Source organism: Anaeromyxobacter sp. SG66 (genome assembly GCF_022690805.1).
Lineage (GTDB): Bacteria > Myxococcota > Myxococcia > Myxococcales > Anaeromyxobacteraceae > Anaeromyxobacter > Anaeromyxobacter soli.
Genome location: NZ_JALCZC010000065.1, coordinates 1 through 23,324 on the forward strand (window position 1 = coordinate 1; position 23,324 = coordinate 23,324).

At 74.0% G+C, this 23,324-nt stretch carries 19 protein-coding genes and 1 pseudogene; 14 read left to right on the plus strand and 6 right to left on the minus strand.

The features are described from left to right. Nucleotides 1–863 (plus strand): annotated as a pseudogene (locus MNZ39_RS16330) (transglutaminase); the annotation flags it as partial. A 170-nt stretch (nt 864–1,033) separates the two neighbouring features. Then, a complete protein-coding gene (locus MNZ39_RS16335; protein ID WP_242340146.1) occupies nt 1,034–2,989 on the plus strand; it encodes a hybrid sensor histidine kinase/response regulator in 1,956 nt (651 codons plus the stop codon). Here the strand turns inward: MNZ39_RS16335 and MNZ39_RS16340 are convergent. Next, on the minus strand, nt 2,986–4,680 hold the full coding sequence (locus MNZ39_RS16340) for a hypothetical protein (protein WP_242340147.1): 1,695 nt from the start codon (nt 4,678–4,680) through the stop codon (nt 2,986–2,988). The genes MNZ39_RS16335 and MNZ39_RS16340 overlap by 4 nt on opposite strands. An 85-nt stretch (nt 4,681–4,765) precedes the next feature. Here MNZ39_RS16340 and MNZ39_RS16345 point away from each other — a divergent pair, with 85 nt between their 5' ends. The 12 genes from MNZ39_RS16345 to hypB all read left to right on the plus strand — a co-directional run bounded on the left by MNZ39_RS16345 (nt 4,766) and on the right by hypB (nt 18,423). After that, nucleotides 4,766–6,052: a DNA recombination protein RmuC gene (locus MNZ39_RS16345; protein ID WP_242340148.1), complete on the plus strand. Its 1,287-nt coding sequence runs from the start codon at nt 4,766–4,768 to the stop codon at nt 6,050–6,052. Nucleotides 6,053–6,571: 519 nt separating this feature from the next. Beyond that, nucleotides 6,572–7,693, plus strand: coding sequence for a hydrogenase small subunit (locus MNZ39_RS16350; protein ID WP_242340149.1), 1,122 nt, complete (start codon nt 6,572–6,574; stop codon nt 7,691–7,693). 6 nt (nt 7,694–7,699) lie between these two features. Beyond that, nucleotides 7,700–8,653: a hydrogenase 2 operon protein HybA gene (gene hybA / locus MNZ39_RS16355; RefSeq protein ID WP_242340150.1), complete on the plus strand. Its 954-nt coding sequence runs from the start codon at nt 7,700–7,702 to the stop codon at nt 8,651–8,653. Beyond that, a complete protein-coding gene (gene nrfD, locus MNZ39_RS16360; RefSeq protein WP_242340151.1) occupies nt 8,654–9,907 on the plus strand; it encodes an NrfD/PsrC family molybdoenzyme membrane anchor subunit in 1,254 nt (417 codons plus the stop codon). Between the two features lie 18 nt (nt 9,908–9,925). Further along, the gene (locus MNZ39_RS16365) at nt 9,926–11,662 is read left to right on the plus strand and encodes a nickel-dependent hydrogenase large subunit (RefSeq protein WP_242340152.1); all 1,737 of its coding nucleotides are present in this window, start codon (nt 9,926–9,928) and stop codon (nt 11,660–11,662) included. A 132-nt stretch (nt 11,663–11,794) separates the two neighbouring features. Next, on the plus strand, nt 11,795–12,325 hold the full coding sequence (locus MNZ39_RS16370; protein ID WP_242340153.1) for a hydrogenase maturation protease: 531 nt from the start codon (nt 11,795–11,797) through the stop codon (nt 12,323–12,325). 98 nt (nt 12,326–12,423) lie between these two features. Beyond that, complete coding sequence (gene hypF / locus MNZ39_RS16375; RefSeq protein WP_242340154.1) at nt 12,424–14,688, plus strand: carbamoyltransferase HypF; 2,265 nt, start codon at nt 12,424–12,426, stop codon at nt 14,686–14,688. Between the two features lie 16 nt (nt 14,689–14,704). Then, on the plus strand, nt 14,705–14,992 hold the full coding sequence (locus MNZ39_RS16380; RefSeq protein WP_242340155.1) for a HypC/HybG/HupF family hydrogenase formation chaperone: 288 nt from the start codon (nt 14,705–14,707) through the stop codon (nt 14,990–14,992). Nucleotides 14,993–15,042: 50 nt separating this feature from the next. Next, nucleotides 15,043–16,182: a hydrogenase formation protein HypD gene (gene hypD, locus MNZ39_RS16385; protein ID WP_242340156.1), complete on the plus strand. Its 1,140-nt coding sequence runs from the start codon at nt 15,043–15,045 to the stop codon at nt 16,180–16,182. Beyond that, nucleotides 16,183–17,205, plus strand: coding sequence for a hydrogenase expression/formation protein HypE (gene hypE, locus MNZ39_RS16390; protein WP_242340157.1), 1,023 nt, complete (start codon nt 16,183–16,185; stop codon nt 17,203–17,205). A 7-nt stretch (nt 17,206–17,212) separates the two neighbouring features. After that, nucleotides 17,213–17,557, plus strand: a complete 345-nt coding sequence (locus tag MNZ39_RS16395) for a hydrogenase maturation nickel metallochaperone HypA (RefSeq protein ID WP_242340158.1) — start codon at nt 17,213–17,215, stop codon at nt 17,555–17,557. Next, nucleotides 17,557–18,423 (plus strand): hydrogenase nickel incorporation protein HypB, encoded by an 867-nt coding sequence (hypB, locus tag MNZ39_RS16400; RefSeq protein WP_242340159.1) that lies wholly within the window; start codon nt 17,557–17,559, stop codon nt 18,421–18,423. The genes MNZ39_RS16395 and hypB overlap by 1 nt, the downstream gene beginning before the upstream one ends. A 9-nt stretch (nt 18,424–18,432) precedes the next feature. Here hypB and MNZ39_RS16405 read toward each other — a convergent pair whose 3' ends face one another. The 5 genes from MNZ39_RS16405 to MNZ39_RS16425 form a co-directional block, all read right to left on the minus strand. Beyond that, the gene (locus tag MNZ39_RS16405; RefSeq protein ID WP_242340160.1) at nt 18,433–19,353 is read right to left on the minus strand and encodes a MerR family transcriptional regulator; all 921 of its coding nucleotides are present in this window, start codon (nt 19,351–19,353) and stop codon (nt 18,433–18,435) included. Nucleotides 19,354–19,586: 233 nt separating this feature from the next. Then, on the minus strand, nt 19,587–20,759 hold the full coding sequence (locus tag MNZ39_RS16410; protein ID WP_242340161.1) for a lactate racemase domain-containing protein: 1,173 nt from the start codon (nt 20,757–20,759) through the stop codon (nt 19,587–19,589). Nucleotides 20,760–20,897: 138 nt separating this feature from the next. Then, nucleotides 20,898–21,674 (minus strand): 1-acyl-sn-glycerol-3-phosphate acyltransferase, encoded by a 777-nt coding sequence (locus MNZ39_RS16415; protein ID WP_242340162.1) that lies wholly within the window; start codon nt 21,672–21,674, stop codon nt 20,898–20,900. A 23-nt stretch (nt 21,675–21,697) separates the two neighbouring features. Continuing rightward, complete coding sequence (locus tag MNZ39_RS16420) at nt 21,698–23,143, minus strand: amidase (RefSeq protein ID WP_242340163.1); 1,446 nt, start codon at nt 23,141–23,143, stop codon at nt 21,698–21,700. 1 nt (nt 23,144) lies between these two features. Further along, nucleotides 23,145–23,324, minus strand: a 180-nt coding sequence (locus MNZ39_RS16425; RefSeq protein WP_242340164.1) for a hypothetical protein, incomplete at its 5' end; no start/stop codon positions are given.

The window sequence follows — 23,324 nt, forward strand, 5'->3', positions numbered from 1 at the left end:
CGCTCGATGCCGCCCACGCGCGGCTCGCCGCGGCGGCGCTCGCCGCGTTCGCCGACGGCGACCCGGGCGGAGTCGAGATCCTCACCGCCGCCCGCGACGCGCGGGAGCCGGCGGCGCGGCGAGCGGTGCTCGTCGCGCTCGCGCAGGCGCACCGCAACGGCGACCGGCCGGAGGCGGTGCTCTCGGCCGCCGACGCGCTGCTCGCCGAGGCGCCCGCCTCGCACGAGGGGTTCGCGGCGAAGGCCTGGGCCCTCCGGCGGCTCGGGCGCGGCGCGGATCTCTCCCGCGCGGCCGAGGCGATGCTCGCGCGCCTCCCGGACGACGCGGAGGTGCTCGCGCTCGCCTCGAGCTCGCGCCTCCTCCTCGGCGATCGCGACGGTGCCGCGCGCGGGTTCCGGCGGCTCGTCGAGACCGGCCGCGCGACCCCCGTCGTCTACAACGACGGCGCGTGGCTCGAGCTGTTCCGCGGCGGCGCCTCGGCCGAGGCGCTCGCCTGGGCGCGCCGCGCGGTCGAGGGCGCCCCGGGCGACCACGCCGCGCTGAACACCCTCGCGGCCGTGTACGCCGAGCTCGGCCGTCCCGCCGAGGCGCGCGACGTCTTCCTCCGCTCCCTCGACGACGGGCGCCCGCTCGAGGGCTCCGACTGGTTCGTCGCCGGGCGGATCGCCGAGGGCTTCGCGCTCCCCGAGGCGGCGCGCGCGGCGTACGCGCGCGTGCAGCCGGACCTCGTCGACGGCGCGGAGGACCCCTCGGGCGCGCACGTCCTCGCGCGGCGGCGGCTCGCGCTGCTCGGCGGCAAGGGCGCGCCGGCCTCCAGCGCGGGCTCCCCGCCGCGCGGCGAGGGGCGGTCCGGGAAGCGCTGAGGTGCAGCGCTGGCGGGGCCGCGCGGACTCGACCCGAGGAGGTCCGCGCGCGCCCCCGAATGCGTGAGACCGGGGTGAGCGGGGCCCAACGGGGCCGCGCGGCTGCGGTCGTCGCGCCCCGGCGCGCGCGGTAACATCCGCGCTCTCGAAGGACCCGTACCGGAGTGATCGTGCCGAGGCGCTCGCCGCTGGAAGCCACCACCGGGAGGACCTCTCCCCCCGAGCCGCTCGACGACGGCACCCCCTCCGAGCTCATCCCCACCGAGCGGGAGTTCCGCGCGATCTTCGACCTCGCCGGGAGCGGCAAGGCCATGGGGGATCCCGCTCGGAACCGCTTCGTCCGCGTGAACCGGCGCTTCTGCGAGATCACCGGCTACTCGGTCGAGGAGCTGCTCGAGCGCGGCGTCGCCGACCTGACCCACCCGGCCGACCGCGCCCGCGACGCGGCCGCCATCACGGCGGCGCTGCGCGGCGAGACCGACGGCTGGACCATCGAGAAGCGCTACGTCCGGAAGGACGGGCAGATCGCGTGGGTGGTGGTGACCGGGACCGTGCTGCGGGACGCGAACGAGCGCCCGTTCCGGACGGTCGCGACGGTTCACGACATCACCGCGCGCCGACGCATCGAGGAGAACCTGCGCGCGAGCGAGGCGCTGCTCCGGCTCGCGCAGCGCGCGGCGCACGCGGGCGTCTGGGAGCTCGACCTCGTCGCCCGGACGGCGTGGATGTCCCCCGAGTGCCACGCCCTGTTCGGCACGGCGCTCGCGGCGCGCGGGCCGGACATCGCGGCCTGGGAGCGGCGGATGGTGCCCGAGGACGCGCCGGTCGCCCAGAGCGCGCTCTCGCAGGCGGTGAAGCACGGCGAGGAGTACAGCGCCGAGTTCCGCATCCACCATCCGGCCCTCGGCGAGCGCTGGCTCTGGGAGATCGGCCGCGCCGAGTACGACGCAGCGGGGGAGGCGGTGCGCGTCCGCGGCATCGCCCTGGACGTCACCGAGCGAAAGCACGCGGAGCAGGCCCTCGTCGCCGCCGATCGGCGCAAGGACCAGTTCCTCGCCGTGCTCTCGCACGAGCTCAGGAACCCCCTCGCGCCGATGCGGAACGCGCTCGACGTGCTCGACCGGACCGATCCCGGCGCCGAGCCCGCGCGGCGGGCCCGCGCGGTCCTGCAGCGGCAGCTCGGGCACCTCTCGCGGCTCGTCGACGACCTGCTCGACCTCACCCGCATCTCGCGCGGCAAGATCCAGCTCCGCACGGCGCCGGTGTCGCTCGGCGACGTGGTCCGGCGCGCCGCCGACGACCACCGCTCGCTCTTCGCGGAGGCGGGCGTCGCGCTGGACGTGCACGTCCCCGGCGCGCCGGTGCCGATCTCGGGCGACGCGACGCGCCTCACCCAGATCGTCGGCAACCTCCTCCAGAACGCGGCCAAGTTCACCCCGCCGGGCGGCCACGTGCTGCTCGAGCTCTTCTCGCTCGGCGCGGACGCGCTCCTCCGCGTGCGCGACACCGGCATCGGGATGGAACCCGGGATGCTGGAGCGGCTGTTCGAGCCGTTCGCCCAGGCGGAGGTGAGCCTCGAGCGCAGCCGGGGGGGGCTGGGGCTCGGGCTCGCGCTCGTGCGGCGGCTGGCGGAGCTCCACGGCGGGCAGGTCTACGCGCACAGCGAGGGCCTCGGGACGGGCGCCGAGTTCGTGGTCCGCCTCCCCATCGCCGCGGCTCCGGCGGAGCGCGCCCCGCTCCCCGCACCTCCGGCCACGGCGGCGCGGCGGCGCGTCCTCGTGGTCGACGACAACGTGGACGCGGCCGAGACCCTGCACGACCTGCTCGTCCTCGCCGGCCACGAGGTGGCCGTGGCGCACGACGGGGAGGCCGCCGTGACGGCCACCCGCGCCCTGTGCCCGGACGTCGTCTTCTGCGACATCGGGCTGCCGAAGCTCGACGGCTACGGCGTGGCGCGCGCGTGCCGGGCCGACCCGGCGACGCGCGGCGCCTACCTCGTGGCGCTCACCGGCTATGCCCTGCCGGACGACCTCCGCCGAGCCGCCGAGGCGGGCTTCGACGAGCACCTCGCGAAGCCCCCGCCGCTCGGCGCGATCGAGGCGGCCCTGGCGCGCGCCCCGCGCTAGCCCCGGGTGAGCTCCTCCGCGGTCACGAACCGCGGGGCGATGTCGACGGGGATTTTCGAGAGCCGGTCGAGGACGGCCTTCACCTCCGGCCGCACCACGCCCATCTTCTCGAGCAGCGCCTTCGCCGCGGCCCGGTCGCCCTTCCCCTGGATGGTCATGATCTCGCGCGTGAGCGAGACCACCGCCTCCTTCATCCGCGCGCCGTCGATGGCGAAGGTGCCGTCCGGGCGCGGGACGATCGCGCGCGCGTCGAGGAGCCAGTTGAGCTGCAGCGCCATGCCGCGCCCGTGCGCCTCGCCGACGCCGAAGCGGATGGAGCGGAAGGCGGAGGCGAGGAAGGTCGGGTAGAGCGTCCGCTCCATGGCGCGGTCGAGCTTCCCCTCGTCGAGGAGCTTCCGGAGCGCGAAGAGCCCGGCCACGTCGGCTTTCGCCTCCTCGAGGGCGCTGTAGGTGTCGCCGAGCTCGGCGCGGACGGTGGTCTTGCGGCCGGCGACGGTGATCTCGTGCGGCCCGAGCCCGTGCAGGAGCTCGTGCATGAGGATGTGGGTGAAGAACGGGTCGAACGCGACGGCGGCGCGGTCGGCCGGCGAGAGCGCGAGACCGGCGAGCGGCACGAGCACCTTCCGGAACTTGGCCTCCTGCACGTTCTTCAGCATGACGCGCTTCGAGCCCATCTCGCGGACGATGCGCTCGTCGTTCGGCAGGTTGTAGGCGGCGGTCTGCACGCCGTGCATCGCGTCGCCCGCCGCGAACAGCTCGTTCACCACCCGGATCGGCGCCATCGCCCCGAGCTTCGGGTTCTTCATCGCCGCGTCGATCGGGAGCACGTCCTCGATGCCCTGCAGCTCCGCCGCGAAGCGCTGGAGCTTCGCGGTCTCGGCGTCGTCGCGGACGCCGATGAACGCCTCGAAGGCGGCCTTGGCGTTGAACCAGCCGTCCTCGTAGACCTCGTACGGCCCGATGGTGGGATCCACCGCCGCGTCGAGCTCCATCCAGGCCACGTCCGAGGCGTAGTAGTCGTTCGAGACGAACGCCTGGGCGCGCGCCTCGAGGAACTTGCGCAGGCCGGCGTCCGCGGTGGCCGCCGCCGCCTCGCGGAGGAGCTCCGCCGCGCGGGCGAGCTCGCCCTGGTACTCGAGCGCGTACGGCACCGCGACGAAGCCGCCATTCGGGGCGCGGCGCACCGTCGTGAAGAACCCCGTCGCCGCGGCCTTCGCCTCCGGGGCGAGCCCCGCGAGCCACCGCTCGACGTCCTCCTTCGTCGCGCCGGCCGGGTAGAAGTTCGCCTGGGCCGGCTTCTCCGGCACGCCGGGCAGGAACGCCGGCGCGCCGTGGTCGAGCCGGTCCCACGGCCCCTTGTTGCGGAGGAACGCGGCGAGCCGCGCGGCGCCGAGCGGCGAGCGGTCCCGGGAGAGCGCGAGGAGGAGCGGCTCGTTCCCGGCCCAGACCTGTCGCAGGAAGAGCGCGTCCATCACCTGCGCCGCCTCGACGAGCCGCGCGAGCGCGCGCCGCTCGCCCTCGGGCAGCCTGGAGAGATCGAGGCGGAGGTCCACCGGCGCGTAGCGCGCGTCGGCGCGCCGGAGGTCGGCGGCGCCGGGCAGCGCGCGGGGCGCGGCGGCGGCGGGGAGCGCTGCGACGGAGAGTGCGGTGGCGAGGGATCGGGCGGCGAGGCGCATCGAGGGGTCCTCCATGGGGTCCGGTCCTTTTACCTCGGGGCGACCTCCTGCGCCGCGCAGGCGAACGGGGCGGACAGACCGCGGGAGTAGGCTCTCCCACATGGACTCGACGGGTCTCCTCCTCCTCGCACTCGGCGTCGCGCTCGGCGCCGCCCTGGGCTTCCTCGCGCGGAGCGGCGAGGCGCGGCGCGCGGCCGAGCGGGCCGTGCGCATCGCCGAGCTCGAGGCGACGCTCGCCGCCGAGCGGGCCGGCGCCGAGGAGAAGCGGGCGCTCGTGGACGACGCGCGCGCGCGCCTGTCCGACGCCTTCAAGGCGCTCTCCGCCGACGCGCTCCGCGCCTCGAGCGCCTCCTTCCTCGAGCTCGCGCGCGCCGCCCTCGGCCGCGAGCGCGCGGCGGCCGACGGCGACCTCGCCCGGCGCGAGGAGGCGATCGCGGCGCTCGTCGCCCCCGTCCGCGAGGCGCTCGGCAAGCTCGACGGCGAGCTGCGCGGGATCGAGCGGGCTCGCGAGGGGGCGTACGGCGCGCTCACCGAGCAGCTCCGGCAGGTGGCCGAGGCGCAGGCGCAGGTCCGCGGCGAGGCGGCGAACCTCGTGAAGGCGCTCCGCGCCCCGCAGGCTCGCGGCCGCTGGGGCGAGCTGCAGCTCCGCCGCGTCGTCGAGCTCGCGGGCATGCTCGACCGCTGCGACTTCGAGGAGCAGGCCACGGTGGACGGCGACGAGGGCCGGCTGCGCCCCGATCTCGTCGTGCACCTCCCGGGCGGGCGCAACGTCGTCGTCGACGCCAAGGCGCCGCTCGCGGCGTACCTGGAGGCGATCGAGGCCAAGGACGACGGCGCGCGGCGCGCGCACCTCGCCGATCACGCCCGGCAGCTCCGCGAGCACGTGCAGCAGCTCGGGCGCAAGGCCTACTGGGAGCGGCTCCGGCCCGCGCCGGAGTTCGCGGTGCTGTTCCTCCCCGGCGAGAGCTTCTACGCGGCGGCGCTGGAGGCCGACCCCTCGCTCCTCGAGGCGAGCGTGGAGCGGCAGGTCATCATCGCGACGCCGACCACGCTCATCGCTCTCCTCAAGGCCGTGGCGTACGGCTGGCGCCAGGCCCAGGTCGCCGAGAACGCCGAGGCGGTCGGCGCGCTCGGCCGCGAGCTGTACAAGCGGATCGCCGATCTCGGCGGCCACTTCGCCCGGCTCGGGCGGGCGCTGGGCGGCACCGTCGAGGCGTACAACCGCGCGGTCGGCTCCCTCGAGGCGCGGGTGCTCCCGGCGGCGCGGCGCTTCGAGACGCTCTCCGCCGCCCCCGCGGACGCCGAGCTCGACGCGCTGGCGGCGATCGAGGTCGTCCCGCGGGCGGTCGTCGCCCCGGAGCTCGCCGAGCCGGCCGCGGGCCGCTGACCTCCCCGGCGGCGGGTACGCCGCGCGGCGGTGAGGATGCCCGGCTCCGGCCGTGGCGCCCTCGCCGGTCGCCGGCGCTTTCACTGTTTGTCGCACCCGTACGCCGGGTGAGCCGCCTCCCGCATTCACTTTCCGTCCTGGCCCGCGCCGCCCTGTGAACCGTCGCCGAGGGACCCGGACCGACTCCTCGACACGATCCGCTCGCGCGCGCCGCCTCCCCTCGATTTTCACCCCAAAATTGTTGGCGCAAATTTAACGTGGAGCCATCCCGTCAATGTTGTCTCGCGGAGTCCACAAAGGCCAATTCGCGGGCCCGTTTTCGGGTTTGACCCGGGTTCCGCGTGACGTCGGTCAAGCACCAGGCTCGACGGAAGGGTGCGCCGATAGCGCGCGGCGTCCATTTGCCGCACGAGCGCCACGCAAACATTTCGTTTGCCCGATTTCCGAAAAGCCGGGGAATTTTAGCAGGTTGTAATTTTCGATTGGAGCGGTCAGTCTCCGCGGCACCCGGAGGACGGAATGAACGATATGGGCTCCGAAGTGCTCGGCCTGGAGACCAAGGGTGTCTCCCGCCGTGACTTCATCAAGGTCTGCACCACCGCGGCGGCGGCCGTGGGCCTCCCGGCCTGGGCCGGCGAGAAGATGGCGGAGAACGTGGCCAAGGGAAGGAAGCCCTCGGTCATCTGGCTCCACTTCCAGGAATGCACCGGCTGCACCGAGTCGCTGCTCCGCACGAGCCACCCGGACGTCGGCGCGCTCATCCTCGACCTCGTCTCGGTCGACTACCACGAGACCTTGTTCGCGGCGGCCGGCCGCCAGATCGAGGAGGCGCTCGAGAAGGCCCTGCACGAGAACGAGGGCAAGTTCGTCCTCGTCGTCGAGGGCGCGATCCCGGAGAAGGACGGCGGCATCTACTGCCAGGTCGGCGGCAAGAAGGCGATCGACACGCTCAACGCCGTCGCCGCCAAGGCCGGCGCGATCATCGCGATCGGCTCGTGCGCGTCGTGGGGCGGCGTCCCGTCCGCGGCGCCGAACCCGACCGGCGCGACCGGCGCACCGCAGATCCTGAAGGGCAAGACGATCGTCACGCTGCCCGGCTGCCCGGCGAACCCCTACAACCTGCTCGGCACCGTGCTGCAGTACGCGACCTTCGGCACGCTCCCGGCGCTCGACGACCTCGGCCGCCCGAAGTTCGCCTACGGCCGCGTCATCCACGAGGACTGCCAGCGCCGCCCGCACTTCGACGCCGGCCGGTTCGCGCAGGCGTTCGGGGACGAGGGGCACCGCAACGGCTACTGCCTCTACAAGCTCGGCTGCAAGGGCCCCCAGACCCACGCCAACTGCTCGCTGCTCGACTTCTGCGAGGTGCCCGGCGCGTGGCCGGTCGGCATCGGCCACCCGTGCGTCGGCTGCACCGAGCAGGGCGTCGGCTTCACCGTGCCCATCTACACGAACCTGCCCGTCCAGAACCCGACGGCCCCCATGGCCTACCCCGCCATCCACCCCGACCACACGGTGCTCGGCAAGAGCGCCCTCGCCGTCGGCGTGGGCAGCGCCGTCGTCGGCGCCATCGTCGGCGCGGGCGTCGTCGCGACGCGGAAGATCAGCGCCGACTCCGAGAAGACCGAGGGGAAGGAGTAGCCCCCCATGCGCATCTCACGACGAGACCTGCTCAAGGGAGCGGCCGTTGCGGGAGCGACCACCGCGCTCGCCGGGACCGCGTCCGCTCGAGAAGCCGTCGAGCCGCGCCCCCAGGCGGTGGGGATGCTCTTCGACGCCACCCTGTGCGTCGGCTGCCGCGCCTGCCAGAGCGCGTGCAAGCGCGCCAACAAGCTGCCGGTGGACCTCGAGACCGGCGAGACCGGCGGCCAGTACGACGCGCCCCGCGACCTCAACAGCAGCACGAAGAACGTCATCAAGGCGGTCGAGGCGGCGAACGGCCCGACCTACATGAAGCAGCAGTGCATGCACTGCGTCGACCCGTCCTGCGTGTCGGTCTGCATGATGGGCGCCCTCCACAAGGAGGGCGAGGGGAAGAAGAAGCTCCCCGGCGAGCGCGCCGGCAGCGGCATCGTCGTCTACGACAAGAACACCTGCGTCGGCTGCCGCTACTGCCAGATCGGCTGCGCGTTCAACGTGCCGAAGTTCGAGTGGTTCGACGCGTTCCCGCTCATCGTGAAGTGCGAGCTGTGCCGGCACCGCGCCGACCCGAAGCAGGAGGGGCTCCTCTCCATCGCGAACCCGGCCTGCTGCGAGGTCTGCCCCCGCGAGGCGGTCGTCTACGGCCGCCGCGAGGAGCTGCTCGCCGAGGCGAAGCGGCGCATCGCCGCCTCCCCCGCGCGCTACCAGCAGCACGTCTACGGCGAGAAGGAGGGCGGCGGCACCCAGGTGCTGTACCTCGCCCCCGCGGGCGTCTCGTTCACGCAGCTCGGGCTGCCGGAGCTGCCGGACCGCTCCCAGGCCTCGTTCTCGGAGAGCGTCTCCCACGCCCCGTACCTGCACGGCGTCACGCCGGTCGCGCTGTACCTCGGCATGGCCGCGCTCATCGCGCGGAACCGGAAGAGGGAAGAGGCGGCCGAGCACCGCGAGGAGGGCAAGTAGATGAGCGCCCACGATCATCCGAAGGCCATCGGCGGGAGCCTGCTCGACCGCTCGATGCTGGTGCTGCTCGCGCTGTTCGGCGTCGCCGCCGTGGTGATGGCCTACCGCTTCTTCGCCGGCGTCGGGCCGGTGTCGAACATGACGGACGGCTTCACCTGGGGCATCTGGGAGCCGGTGAACGTCGTCGTCTTCACCGGCATCGGCGCGGGCGCGTACTCGGTCGGCCTGCTCTGCTACCTCCTCAACAAGGGCCAGTACCACGGCCTCGTGCGGCCGGCGGTGCTCGTCGGCGCCATCGCCTACACGCTGGGCGGCAGCTCGATCATGATCGCGCTCGGCCGGTACTGGAACTCGTACCTGCTGCCGTGGATCCCCTGGTGGAACCTCAGCTCCGCGCTGCTCGAGGTCGCCATCTGCGTCATCGTCTACGTGACGGTGCTGTGGATCGAGGTGCTGCCCTCGATCCTCGACGGCGCCGCCGCGAGCCGCTCGCCGCGCTGGGCGGCCATCGGCAAGACCTGGGGCCCGCGGCTCGCGAAGGCGATGCCCTACATCATCGCGCTCGCGATCCTGCTCCCCACGATGCACCAGAGCTCCCTCGGCGGCCTGATGCTGATCGCCGGCCCCAAGATCCACCCGCTCTGGCACACGGCGCTCCTGCCCACGCTGTTCCTCGTCTCCTGCCTGTCCATGGGGTTCGGCGCGGTCGTGGCGCTCGTCACGATCCTGAACCTCACCTGGAACGCCAAGCACGACCCGAAGCTCTTCGCGGACATGTCGAAGGTGAACGCGGGCATGCTGCTCTTCTACGTGGTGCTCCGCGTGGCGGACGTGGTTTGGAGCGGCAAGCTCCGCTTCCTCGCGCTCGACTTCCCCACGCTCCTGTTCGTGGCCGAGCTCGCGCTCTTCCTCGCCCCCGCGCTCATGTTCCTCTCGCCGCGCGTGCAGCGGAACAAGGGCCGGATGTTCGGGGCGGCGCTGCTCGCCGTCGCGGCGGGCGCCGCGTACCGCGTCGACGCCTACCTCACCATGTACCGCCCGGCCGGGTGGACCGCGGACGGCAAGCCCATCGCCGCCGGCTGGAACTACTGGCCGTCGCTGGGCGAGACGATCGTCACGGTGGGCATGGCGGCCGTCGGCGTCGCGCTCTTCATCTTCGTCTCCCGCAAGTTCCCCGTCGTGGTCGTCGAGGACGTCCGCGACGAGCACACCCACGTCGGCAGCGGCCCCGCGAAGGCCGCCGCCAGCCGCTAGGCAGAGAGGTGAACGTCCATGGGTAAGCTCATCACCATCGACCCCGTCACTCGGATCGAGGGCCACCTCCGCATCGACGTCGAGGTGGACGGCGGGGCGGTCAAGAACGCCTGGTCCTCCGGGACCATGTGGCGCGGCATCGAGACCATCCTGCAGGGCCGCGATCCGCGCGACGCCTGGGTGTTCACGCAGCGCATCTGCGGCGTGTGCACCACCGTGCACGCGATCGCCTCGGTGCGCAGCGTCGAGAACGCGCTCGGCCTCGAGATCCCGCTCAACGCGCAGCTCATCCGCAACGTGATCATGAGCGCCCACGCGCTCCACGATCACATCGTCCACTTCTACGCGCTCTCCGCGCTCGACTGGGTGGACGTGGTCGCCGCGCTGAAGGCGGACCCGGAGAAGGCGGCGAACCTCGCCGACTCGCTCGGCCTGCAGTGGGCGGGCAACTCCAAGCACGCCCTCAAGGCGGTGAAGGAGAAGGTGGCGGGCTTCGTCGCGGCCGGCCAGCTCGGCATCTTCACCAACGGCTACTGGGGCCACCCGGCGATGAAGCTCCCGCCGGAGGTGAACCTCCTCGCCGTCGCGCACTACCTGCAGGCGCTCGACGTGCAGCGCAAGGCGAACCAGGTCGTCGCGATCCTCGGCTCGAAGACGCCGAACATCCAGAACCTCGCGGTGGGCGGCGTCGCGAACGCCATCAACCTGGACAGCCCCGCGGCGCTCAACATGGAGAAGCTGTACCAGGTGAAGACGCTCCTCGAGGAGGTCGTCACCTTCGTGCAGCAGGTCTACCTGCCGGACGTCGCGGCCATCGCGGCGAGCTACCCGGACTGGCTCAAGTACGGCGCGGGCGTGACGAACTACCTCGCCGTGCCGGACATGCCGACCGACGTGAAGATGACCCGGTTCGACCTGCCCGGCGGCGTCATCTGGAACGGCGATCTCTCGAACGTGAAGCCGGTCGCGAGCTGGAACGACGACTACCTGAAGCAGAACGTCACGGAGTCGATCGCCCGCGCCTACTACGAGGGCGACACCGTCCGCCAGCCGTGGGAGGGCCAGACGAACCCGAAGTACACGGGTGAGTGGAAGGCGGAGACGCCCGCGCCCGAGAAGTACACGTGGGTGAAGGCGCCGCGCCTCGAGGGCAAGCCCGTGCAGGTGGGCCCGCTCGCGCAGGTGCTCGTCGGCTACGCCGGCGGCCACGAGAGCATCAAGAAGTGGGCGGACTTCTGCCTCGGCACCGCCGGCAAGATCGCGGGCGTGAAGCTCACGCCGGCGGTCCTGCACTCGACGCTCGGCCGCCACGCCGCCCGCGCGATCCGCGCGGCGACCATGGGCGAGCTCGCGCTCAAGCACTGGAAGCTCCTCGTCGAGAACATCGGCAAGGGCGACACGGCGATCTTCGTCGACCCGATGAAGAACCTGAAGCCCGGCACGTACAAGGGCGTCGGCTTCCACGAGGCGCCGCGCGGCACGCTCTCGCACTGGTCGGTCATCGAGACCGACGGCAAGACGATGAAGCTCGCCAACTACCAGGCGGTCGTGCCGTCCACCTGGAACGCCGGCCCGCGCGACGCGAAGGATCAGCTCGGCCCCTACGAGAAGTCGCTCGTCGGGAACCCGATCGCCGACCCGAAGCTCCCGCTCGAGGCGCTCCGCACGATCCACTCGTTCGATCCGTGCCTCGCCTGCGCGATCCACACCGTGGACGCGGAGGGCGAGGAGCTCGCGCGGGTGAAGGTGCTGTAGCCACGAGCCTTCCCGTGGCCGCTCGCCCCGAGCTGTCGAAGGGTGAGCGGCGCGCGGCCGGCACGCGCGGTAGAACCGATCCCGTCCCGGACTCCCTCCCGGGGCGGGATTCTCTTTCGACGCAGGAGCCTCATGTCCCCCCGCATCGCCGTCATCGGCATCGGCAACGTGCTCACCGGCGACGACGCCGTGGGCCCGCACGTGGTCCGCGTGTTCGAGGCGCGCCACGCGGTCCCGCCCGACGTGCAGGTGATGGACGCCGGCACCCCCGGCTACGACCTCACCGCGTTCATCGCCGGGCTCGAGGGGCTCGTCCTCGTGGACGCGGTGAAGGCGAAGGCCGCGCCGGGCACGCTGCGCGTCTACGACAAGGAGGAGCTGCTGCACAAGGCGCCGGTCCTCGCCATGAGCCCGCACGAGCCCGGAGTCCGCGAGGCCCTCATGAACGCGGAGTTCATGGGCGTCTCGCCGAAGACGGTGAAGCTCGTCGGCGTGGTCCCGGCGAGCGTGGCGACCGGGATCGGCCTCTCGCCGGAGGTGCGCGCGGCGATCGACGGCGCCGTCGCCCAGGTCGCGAAGGAGCTCGCGGCGCTCGGGGTGGCGGTGACGGAGCGCGTTCCGCCGGCAGCGCCGGATCTGTGGTGGGAGAAGCCGCGGGGGTGAAGGCGAGGCACGGCCGGCGCCGCGCCGCGCCGTTATGAGAGCCGGAGACGATGCGGACCGATCCCCTACAGCGCGCGCCCGCCGGTCGGCGCCTGACCGTGAGCGGCACGGTCCAGGGCGTCGGCTTCCGGCCCTTCGTGTACCGGCTCGCGCACGCGCTCGGGCTCGCGGGGCGCGTCCGGAACGACGCGTCGGGCGTGACGGTCGAGGCGTTCGGACCTGCCGCCGCGCTCGACGAGCTCGAGCGGCGGCTCCGGAGCGACCGGCCGCCGGCGGCGGTCATCGAGACGCTCTCGAGCGAGCCCATCGCGGCGGAAGGGCTGGAGGGGTTCGAGATCGTCGCGAGCGGCCCCGCCGCGGAGCGGCGCGCGGCCATCCCGCCCGACCTCGCCACCTGCGCCGCCTGCGAGCGCGAGGTCTTCGACCCGCGCGACCGCCGCCACCGCTACCCGTTCACGAACTGCACGGACTGCGGCCCGCGCTTCACCATCGCGCACGGCGCCCCCTACGACCGGCCGGCCACGACCATGGCCGGGTTCACGATGTGCCCGGCATGCGCGCGCGAGTACGCCGATCCTCTCGACCGCCGCTTCCACGCGCAGCCGAACGCCTGCCCCGCCTGCGGGCCGCGCGTGCGTGTCGTCGCGCGCGACGGCTCGGCGGTCGAGGCGACGGATCCCATCGGCCAGGTCGGCCGCGCGCTCGCCGCGGGCGCCATCGCCGCGGTGAAGGGCCTCGGCGGCTTTCACCTCGCCTGCGACGCGACCTCGAGCACGGCGGTCGCGACGCTGCGCGCCCGCAAGCGCCGCGAGGAGAAGCCGCTCGCGGTGATGGTCCGCGACCTCGCCGCGGCGCGCGCGCTCGCGGACCTCGGCGAGGCGGAGGAGGCGCTGCTCGCCTCGGTCGAGCGCCCCATCGTGCTGTGCCGCCGACGACCGGAAGCGGCCCTCGCGCGGGAGCTCGCGCCGGACAGCCCGCTCGTGGGCCTCCTCCTCCCCTACGCGCCGCTCCACCACCTCCTCCTCGAGGCCGCGGGCCGGCCGCTCGTGATGACGAGCGGCAACCTCTCGGAGGAGCCCATCGCCTTCGAGGACGACGAGGCGGTCCGGCGGCTCGGCGGCATCGCCGACCTCTTCCTCGTGCACGACCGGCCCATCGCCTCGCGCTGCGACGACTCGGTCGCGCGGACCATCGCGGGCCAGCCGCTCGTCATGCGCCGCTCGCGCGGCTACGTCCCGCGCCCGGTGATCGTCCACCGCCGCTTCGCGCGCCCCGTCCTCGCGGTCGGCGCGCAGCTCAAGAACACGTTCTGCCTCGCGCGCGGCGACGAGGCGGTGCTCGGGCCGCACGTCGGCGACCTCGACAACCTCGAGACCTATGCGGCGTTCGAGGCGGCCATCGCGCGGCTCGAGGGGTTCCTCGCGCTGCGCCCCGAGGTCGTGGCCTGCGATCTCCACCCGCTCTACGTCTCGACCCGCTACGCCCGCGAGCGCGCCGCCGCGCTCGGCGTCCCGCTCGTCGAGGTGCAGCACCACCACGCGCACGCCGCGGCCGCCATGGCCGAGCACGGCCTCGACGGCCCGGTGCTCGCGCTCGCCTGGGACGGCACCGGCCTCGGCCCGGACGGCACCGCCTGGGGCGGCGAGCTCCTCCTCGCCGAGCGCGGCCGCTTCGAGCGCCTCGCCACGTTCCGGCCGCTCGCCCTCGCCGGCGGCGACCGCGCCATCCGCGAGCCGTGGCGCCTCGCGCTCGCGGCGCTGGTCGACGCCTTCGGAGAGGACGCGCCGGTCGCGGACCTCCCGCTCTTCCGCGCGGTCCCCGCGGCCGAGCTCGCCGTCGTGCGCCGCCTGCTCGCGACCGGCCTCAACTCGCCGCGCGCCCACGGCGTGGGCCGCGCCTTCGACGCCGCCGGCGCGCTCGCGCTCGGCCGTGGCGTCTCCCATTACGAGGGGCAGGTCGCGCTCGCGCTCGACAACGCCGCCGGCTCGGCGAGCTCGTGCGAGGCGCCCTACCCGTTCGACGTCGACACGGGCGCCCCCGTCGCGGAGCTCGACCTGCGCCCGCTCTGGCGCGCCCTCGTCGCGGACGTCCTCGCCGGCACCGCGCCCGCGGCGATCTCGGCCCGCTTCCACGCCACGCTCTCCCGCGCCGGCGCCGAGCTCGTCCGGCACGCCAGCCGGGCGACCGGGCGGCTGCCCGTGGTGCTCACCGGCGGCTGCTTCCAGAACGCCCGGCTGACCGAGGGCCTCCTCGGCGAGCTTTCGGCGGATTTCGCGGTATACCCACACGGTCAGGTGCCCCCCGGCGACGGTGGGATCGCGCTCGGCCAGGCGCTCGTCGCGGACGCGCGCGCGCACCCGTAATCGGAGAGCCCAACACATGTGCCTCGGCGTTCCAGGGAAGGTCCTCGCCATCGACGGGATGAGCGCGACGGTGGACTTCTTCGGCGTGAGGAAGGAGCTCCGCCTCGACATCGTGGACGAGCCGGTGTCGGTCGGGGACTACGTCCTGAACCACGTCGGCTTCGCCATCCGGCGCATCCCGCCCGACGAGGTGCAGGAGACGCTCGCGCTGTTCGACCAGATCCTCGACGTCTCCGGCGCGAAGGCGGACCTCATGGCCGCCGACGTGCGGGGCGAGATCGCGGCGGCGAAGCACAAGGAGTAGCGAGCCGCCGGCGCGGCGCTCCGGCGAGCGCGCGGTGGCGTGGAGACCCCATGGCAGCGAAGGATCTCTTCCAGGAGCTCAAGTTCCGCGACCCGGTGCGCGCGCGCGCCCTCTCCGAGGCGATCGGGCACGAGGTCGCTGCGCTCGGGCGGCGCGTCTCGGTCATGCACGTGTGCGGCAGTCACGAGCAGGCCATCGCGCGCTTCGGCCTGCGCGCCGTGCTGCCGCCGGACCTCGAGCTCATCATGGGCCCGGGCTGCCCGGTCTGCGTCACCGACGGCCCCGAGGTGGACGAGGCGGTCGCGCTCGCGGTCCAGGGCGCGCGCGTGTGCACCTACGGTGACATGCTGCGCCTACCCGGGACCGCGCGGTCGCTCGCGGACGCCCAGGCCGAGGGCGCCAAGGTCGACGTCGTCTACTCCGTGTCCCAGGCGCTCGAGCTCGCCGAGAAGCACCCCGCGGACGAGGTGGTCTTCCTCGGCTCCGGCTTCGAGACCACGGCGGTCGCCACCGCGGCGGTGGCGCTCGCGAACCCGCCGAAGAACTTCTCCATCCTGTCGGTGCACAAGTACGTCCCGGCCGCGATGAACGTCGTCGCCGAGAGCCCGGAGACGAACATCGAGGGCTACATCGCGGCGGGCCACGCCGCCATCATCACCGGCTGGGGCATCTTCGAGCCGTTCGCCGCGCGCACCGGCAAGCCGGTGGTGGTCGCCGGCTTCGAGCCGCTCGACATCCTCGCCGCGATCCTCAAGCTCACCGAGCTCATGCGCGCCGGGAAGCCCGAGGTCGCGAACGTCTACCCGCGCTGCGTGACGAAGGAGGGCAACCTCGCCGCGCAGCGCTCGCTCTGGAAGGTGTTCCGCCCGGTGACCGGCAGGTGGCGCGGCATCGCCGAGGTCCGCGATGGGAACCTCGACCTCACGCCCGAGTACGCGCACCTCGACGCGCGCAAGCGCTTCCGCATCGACACCTCGCCGGTGCGCGACGAGGAGGCCGAGGAGGCCGCGAAGGGCTGCATCTGCGGCTCGATCATGCTCGGCCTCGCGAACCCGGGCGACTGCGCGCTGTTCGGCAGGGCCTGCGTCCCCGAGTCGCCGGTGGGCGCCTGCATGGTGTCGTCGGAGGGGCAGTGCCGCATCTGGCACACCTACGGCGGCGTCCCGGATCTCAGGAAGGTGGGGACCTAGATGGAGAAGCCCCAGGCGAAGATCGGGCTCAAGCACGGCTCGGGCGGGCGCGCGATGCGCCAGCTCATCGAGGACGTGTTCCTCACCCTCGCCTCCCCGGTGGACGGCATCGGCCTCTCGGCGCTCGACGACGGCGCGGCCATCCGCGTCGGCGATCGCTGGCTCGTCGTCACCACCGACTCCCACGTCGTGCACCCCATCTTCTTCCCGGGCGGCGACATCGGTCGGCTCAGCGTCTCCGGCACCGTGAACGACCTCGCCATGATGGGCGCGACCGAGCCGCTCGGCCTCACCTGCGCGGTGGTGCTCGAGGAGGGCTTCCCGCGCGCCGACCTGGAGCGCGTCGTGGCCTCGATGCGCGAGACGGCGCGCGAGGCGAACGCGCCCATCGTCACCGGCGACACCAAGGTGATGGGCAAGGGCGAGGTGGACGGGATCGTCCTCAACACGACCGGCGTCGCGCTCGCCGATCGCGTCGTCAGCGACGCGGGCCTGCGCGCCGGAGACCTCGTCATCGTCACCGGCACCATCGGCGACCACGGCATGGCCATCATGTCGCGCCGCCACGACCTGCGGCTCGAGGGCGACCTCCGCTCCGACGTGGCGCCGCTCAACGGGCTCGTCCGCGAGGCGCTCCGCGCCGGCGGCGAGGACGTGGTGGCGATGAAGGACCCGACCCGCGGCGGCGTCGCGGGCGTGCTCCACGAGATGGCCGCGAAGGGCAAGGTCGGCATCGTCATCGACGAGACCGCGCTGCCGGTGCGCGACGAGGTGCGCGCCGCGGGCGAGATGATCGGCATCGACCCGCTCCTCGTCGCGAACGAGGGCAAGGCGGTCATCGGCGTGCGGGCGCGCTCGGCGGACAAGGTCCTCGCCGCGCTGCGGGCCCATCCGCTGGGCGCCTCGGCGATCGTCATCGCCACCGCCATCGGCGAGCGGCCCGGCGCGGTCATCCTCGACACCGGGTTCGGCAAGCGCATGCTCGCGGAGCCCGAGGGCGAGCTCCTCCCGCGGATCTGCTAGGCGCGGAATGCACGAGTACTCCCTCGTCGAGGCGCTCGTCACCCGCGTGGAGGCGGAGGCGAAGAAGCGCGACGCGATCGCGGTGCACAAGCTCTCCGTCCGCGTGGGCGAGCTCTCGGGCGTCGATCCCGAGCTCTTCCAGACCGCCTACGAGACGTTCCGCGCGGGCACGATCTGCGCGGGCGTCCCGCTCACCCTCACCCGCGTCGCGGCGAGCTGGTCCTGCCCGCGCTGCAGGACGCCCATCGCGCGCGGCGCCATCCTGCGCTGCCCGGCCTGCGACACGCCCGGCAAGCTCGACGACGGCTCCGACGCGCTGACCCTCGACGGCATCGAGATGGAGGTCCCCTGATGTGCACGACCTGCGGCTGCGGCGACACCGAGCTCGTCCCGGTGGAGCTCCACGAGAAGATCCTGGCCGGGAACGACCGCGCCGCGCGCCACAACCGCGAGCACTTCCTCGAGGCGCGCGTCCTCGCCCTGAACCTCATGGGCTCGCCCGGCGCGGGCAAGACCGCCGTGCTCGAGGCGACCGCGAAGGCCGCGGCCGCGAAGGGCTGGAGGCTCGGCGCCGTCTCCGCCGATCTCGCGACCGACAACGACGCGCGCCGGCTCCAGAAGGCGGGCATCCCCTCGAAGGCAATCACCACCGGCCAGGCCTGCCACCTGGACGCCGAGCTCGTGCACCGCTCGCTCCACGACTTCCCCTGGCGCGACACCGACATGTTCTTCATCGAGAACGTCGGCAACCTCGTCTGCCCGGCCATCTACGACCTGGGCCAGGCGGCCAACGTGGTGGTGCTCTCCGTCACCGAGGGCGAGGACAAGCCGCTCAAGTACCCGGTGATGTTCAACGCCGCCGACCTCGTGCTGCTCACGAAGTGCGATCTCGTCCCGCACCTCGACGTCGAGCTCGCCAAGATCCACGACGCGCTCGCGCGCGTGATGCCGCGGCCGCGGGTGATCGAGGTCTCCGCCCGCACCGGCCAGGGGATGGACGCGTGGGTGGCGTGGCTCGAGGAGCTGCGCGACGGGATCGGCCTCGGCGGCGCGGACGCGTATGCCCACGGCCACGAGCACTCGCACGCGCATTCGCACGAGCACGCCCACGGTGACGAGCGCCACTCGCATGCCCACTCCCACGACGGGCACGAGCACGAGCACGGCAGCGCGGATCACCACGGGCACGCCCGCGGCGGGAAGCACGACCACGACTGAGCGCCGCGCTCAGTCAGTCGCTCCGCGCGACCCGCCCACCCTCACCCTCCCGAGCGCCCGCTCGAAGGCGTCGAGGTCCGCGATGGCCTGCACGCGCGGCGCTCCGGCCTGCGCTGCGGCGTCCGCCCCGGCCCCGCCGACCCACACCTCCACGCTCGCTGGCAGCTCGCGCGCGACCGCGGCGACGGCCTCGAGGGCCTGCGGCGAGGCACCCCCGGTGAGGCCGAGCACGACCACGCGCGCGGCGGCGTACTGCGCCGCGGCGACGACCTCCGCGGCGGGGAGGCTCGGTCCGAGGTAGATCGCGCCGAGGCCCGCGATCGCGGCCACGAGCGCGGCGGCGAGCGTCCCGAGCTCGTGCAGCTCGCCCTCGGGCGTCGCGAGCACGAGGCGGGGCGCGTTCTCGTGGATGGGCTGCAGCCGCACGAGCGCGCCGAGCAGGCTCCGCAGCTCCGAGGAGACGAGGTGCTCCTGCGTGACGGAGAGCCGCCCCTCGTGCCACCCCTCGCCGACGGCGCGCAGGAGCGGGAGGGCCACGTCGCGCGCGAGCGCGTGAGCGGGGAGGACCGCGGCGAGGTGGGAGAGCTCGCGGCGGAACGCGGCGGGCTCGAAGCGCTCGATCGCCGCCCGCAAGCTCGCGAGATCGACCGGCGCTCCGGGGCGCAGGAGCTCCGGCTCGCCTCCTCCCGAGGCGACCAGCGCGCGGAGCTCGTCCAGAGGCAGCGCCGCAATGCGCCCGATCGCGTGCCCGCGCCCGACCGCCTGCGCGAGGAGCCGGAGCCGCTCCACGTCCTCCTCGGAGTAGAGCCTCCCGCGCTCGTCGCGCTGCGGCTCGACCACCCGGTAGCGCCGCTCCCACGCACGCAGCGTGTCGACCGAGATCCCGGTCAGCCTCGACACCGCGCGGATGGGGTAGCGCAGCGAGCTCATCCCGGGTGCCGATAACGTCGCCGCGTGCGCACGTCCAGCGGCTGCCCGCGATCTGTCACTTGCCCATCCAGGGGCCCAGGCTCCCGCCGCGGGGCGCGCGTCCTGGGGAGCGCTCGGAGCGCGCCGGCGCGATGCGGCTCGGTTCGGTCAGCCCACTCGCGGGGCGATGAAGCGCCTGGCACGAAGTGTTGCCGGGGCGGCGCTCCGGCTTCACCGGGCGACGCGCGCGCCGCTCACACCGCCCGCGGCACGAGGTCGCCCGCGTCCGGCAGCACGAGGACGGTCGCCTCGCGTCCGACGCGCTCGCGGGCGCTCGCGATCGCGGCCGCGAGGTCGGGCGCGAAGGTCGCGTAGGTCTCGCGCACCGTCGCCTCGTCCATCCCGGAGACGAGCAGCACCGTCGCGCCGGCGGGCAGGTAGCGCCGCACGCCGAGCTCGAAGATCCCCTCGTTCACGACCTGCAGCGGACCGGTGCCCTCCGGGCACTCCGCCGCCACGATCACCACGCCGCCCTCGCGGAGCAGCAGCCCCGCGGGCGGGATGAGCTTCGAGGCCTGGTAGAGCGAGCCCGACACCGGCAGCGGCGCGGAGACGATCACCACGTCCGCCTTCGGCGCCTCGACCTCGCACCAGGGCCGCGCGAGGCGGACGCCCTCGCGGTGGGCGTAGACGACGTCGCCCGCGACCGCGCCCACGATCGTGCCGCCCGCCTCGACGACATTCACGAGGTAGGTGTCGCGACCGATCCGCCGCACCGCCTCCTCGAGATCCTCGCGGCACGGGTTCCCGTCGGCGCGGCCGAGCGCCGAGGTCTCCTCCGCCTTGAGCCGGTGGTTCTGGCGGATGTCCACGTCGTGGCCGAGCCCGGGGAAGATCCCCTTCGCGCCTCCGCCCCAGCCCGCGAAGTAGTGCGGCTTCACGCGGCCCGTCGAGACGATGAGGTCCGCCTCGGCGACGCAGCGGTTCACCCGGATGCGCGTGCCGCGGCTCGTCCGGCCCATCTCCACCATCGACGCGTCGTCGCGGGCGTCGTGGTTCACCACCCGGTGCCGGCCGAGGACGGCGGCGGGCAGGCCGAGCCGCTCGAGCGGCTTGGGGCCGTGCGTCCCGTTCGCCACCGCGATCGTGAGGTGGTCGTCCGGTACCGCGCCGAGCGCGCGCCGAACCGCCGCGAAGAGCTCCGCGCGCGGCTCGTCGCGCGAGGCGTCGCTCACGATCACCACCACGCGCGTGCGCGCCGTCGCGACCGTCGCGAGCGGACGCGCGCCGACGGGATGGGCGAGCGCTGCGTCGATCGCCGCCTCGAGATCCGGCACGGGGGGCGGAGTGGGCGGGAGGAGCACGCGCGCGCCGGGGAGGTCCGGGAGCGCGAGGGGGCGGGTGCCGTAGCCGAGGAGGACGGTCACGGGGGCATTGTACGTCCGCGGGCGCGAGCGGGCGCAATGGCGACCGACCGCCCGTGGTTCGACAGGCTCACCACGAGCGGTGCGTGCAGTCGAGCCTGTCGAAGGGCGAGCGCGCCACGACCGCCCTCGAGCTGACCGTCACGTCCGAGCCGGCGCTCCGGGCTCCACGGACCGCGCCGGCGCGTCGCCGTTCGCCACGTCCGCGGCAGGGAGCGCCGCGGCGATGCGGCGGCGCACCTCGTCCTTGAGCCGGCCCGCGTCCTCGGGCCTCAGGCCGGCGGTGGGGACCGGCTCGAGGATGCGCGCGTAGGCGCGGCACGGCCGGACCCACGGGCTCCCCTTCGGCATGCCCTGCGCCGCACCGTGCACCGCGACCGGCAGGATCGGCACCCCCGCCTCGATCGCGAGCCGGAACGCGCCCGACTTGAAGGGCAGGAGCTTCGCGCTCGTGCTCCGCGTCCCCTCCGGGAAGATCATCACGTTCATGCCGCGCTCGAGGTAGCGGCGCGCCTTCGCGAGCGCCTCGCCGCCGCTCTCCGAGTCGCCGCGCCGGACCGGGATGTCGCCCGAGAGGCGGAACATCCAGCCGACCCAGGGCACCTTGAAGAGCGACTCCTTCGCGATCCACTTCATCTCGCGAGGGAGCTTCGAGAGCATGAGGATGTCCAGCATCGACTGGTGGTTCGCGACGACCACGTACGCCTGCCGCCCGCGCGGCCAGCGCCCCTCGATGCGCAGCCGCCAGGGCGGGAACGTCCGCGTGACGGCCACGGCGACGAGCCGCGAGAAGCGGCCCGCGACCGCGCGGTTCCGGTCGAACGGGAACGTGACGGCGAAGAGCAGCACCTGCAGCGGCAGCGCGAGCAGGATGACGAGGCCGGTGAAGAAGTAGCCGATCGCGGCGATGACGGGCACGGGCGAATGGTCCTGAGCGGACGTCACCGTCCGGTCACGGCGGCGACGGGCACGGCGGGGGGTGAGAGCTCGGGGCGGGCGAGGTGGTGCTGCGTCTTCGCCTGGAAGAGGGCCGCCACCGAGAGGAGGCGCCCCTCCTCGAGCGGAGGCCCGACGAGCTGCAGCGAGAGGGGCAGCTTGCCGGAGAAGCCCATCGGGAGCGCCACCGCCGGGAGCCCGGCCACGTTGCCGGCCGCGCCGAGGGGGTCGGGGCTCTCCGAGATGGCGTCGAAGTTCTCCTCGACGCGCGGCGGCACGAAGGGGACGTTGGGCGCGAGGACGAGGTCGAAGCGCGAGAAGAAGCCGGCCAGCGCGCGCTGGATCTCGCCGCGGACGCGCATCGCGCGCACGTAATCCGAGGCGTTCGCCTTCGGCAGGTAGTCCTCGGGGCTCTTCGTGCGGTGCGAGGCGTCGGCGAGCTCGCGCGTGCGGCCGGAGCGGATGAGCTCCTCGAAGGCGGTCGCCGCCTCCGCCTCGATGAGGAACCCGGCGAGCGCCTCGTACGGGAGGTCCGGGAGCGCCGCGGGCTCGAGGAGCGCGCCCGCCTCGCGCAGCACTCCCTCCGCCGCGGCGAACGCCTCGCGCGCGCCGGCCGCGGGCTCGGGCGGCTTGTCGGGGAAGCCGAGCACCGCGACGCGGAGCCCCCGCGCCACCTCGGGACGGATTCGCTTCACCGGGGGCGACGAGATGGCGCTCGGGTCGCGCGCGTCAGGCCCCGCGATGACGTCGAGCACCAGCGCGCAATCCCGCGCGCTGCGCGCCATCGGCCCGAGCTTGTCCATCGTGTACGAGAGCGCCATCGCGCCGTGGCGCGGGACGACCCCGTAGGTCGGGCGGAGCCCCGTCACGCCGCAGAACGCCGACGGCCAGGTGATGGAGCCCCAGGTCTCCGAGCCGATGGCGAACGCGACGAGCCCCGCCGCCACCGCCGAGCCGGCGCCCGAGGACGACCCGCCTGCCCATCGAGCGAGATCCCAAGGCGTGCGGCACGGGCCGTTCAGGGCCGCCTCGCCGGTGTGATAGCCGAGCCCGCCCGCGAGCTCGACCATGGAGAGCTTGCCGAGCAGCACCGCTCCCGCCTGCGAGAGCCGCGTGACGATCGCCGCGTCGCGGTCGGGCACGCGGCCCGCGTAGGGCGCCGCGCCGAAGGTGGTGCGGATCCCCTTCGTGTCGACGAGGTCCTTGAGGCCGTACGGCACGCCGTGCAGCGGCCCGCGCCAGCGGCCGGCGGCGAGCTCCGCCTCCGCCGCGCGCGCCTCGGCCAGCGCGCGCTCCGGCGTCACGGTGACGAAGCAGCCGAGCCGCGCCGCGTGCGCGTCGATGCGCGCGAGGTACGCCTCGGCGAGCTCGACCGGCGAGAGCTCGCGGGCGCGGAGCTTCTGGGAGAGCGCCTGGACTCCGGAGAACAGGACGTCGTCGGAGACGGCCACGCTAGGCTCCCGGGCGCGCCGGGGCGGCGCGGAAGACGAAGGCGGGCTCGGCGTCGAGGGCGAGCGGGAACGCGCGCAGCGGCGCGATCACGTCCGGGCCGGGCGCGGCGCGGGCGGGCGCCGGGGCGGGCGGCGCGCCGGAGGGGTCCGCTCCCTGGCTCGGGGCGCCGGGCGCGGCGGC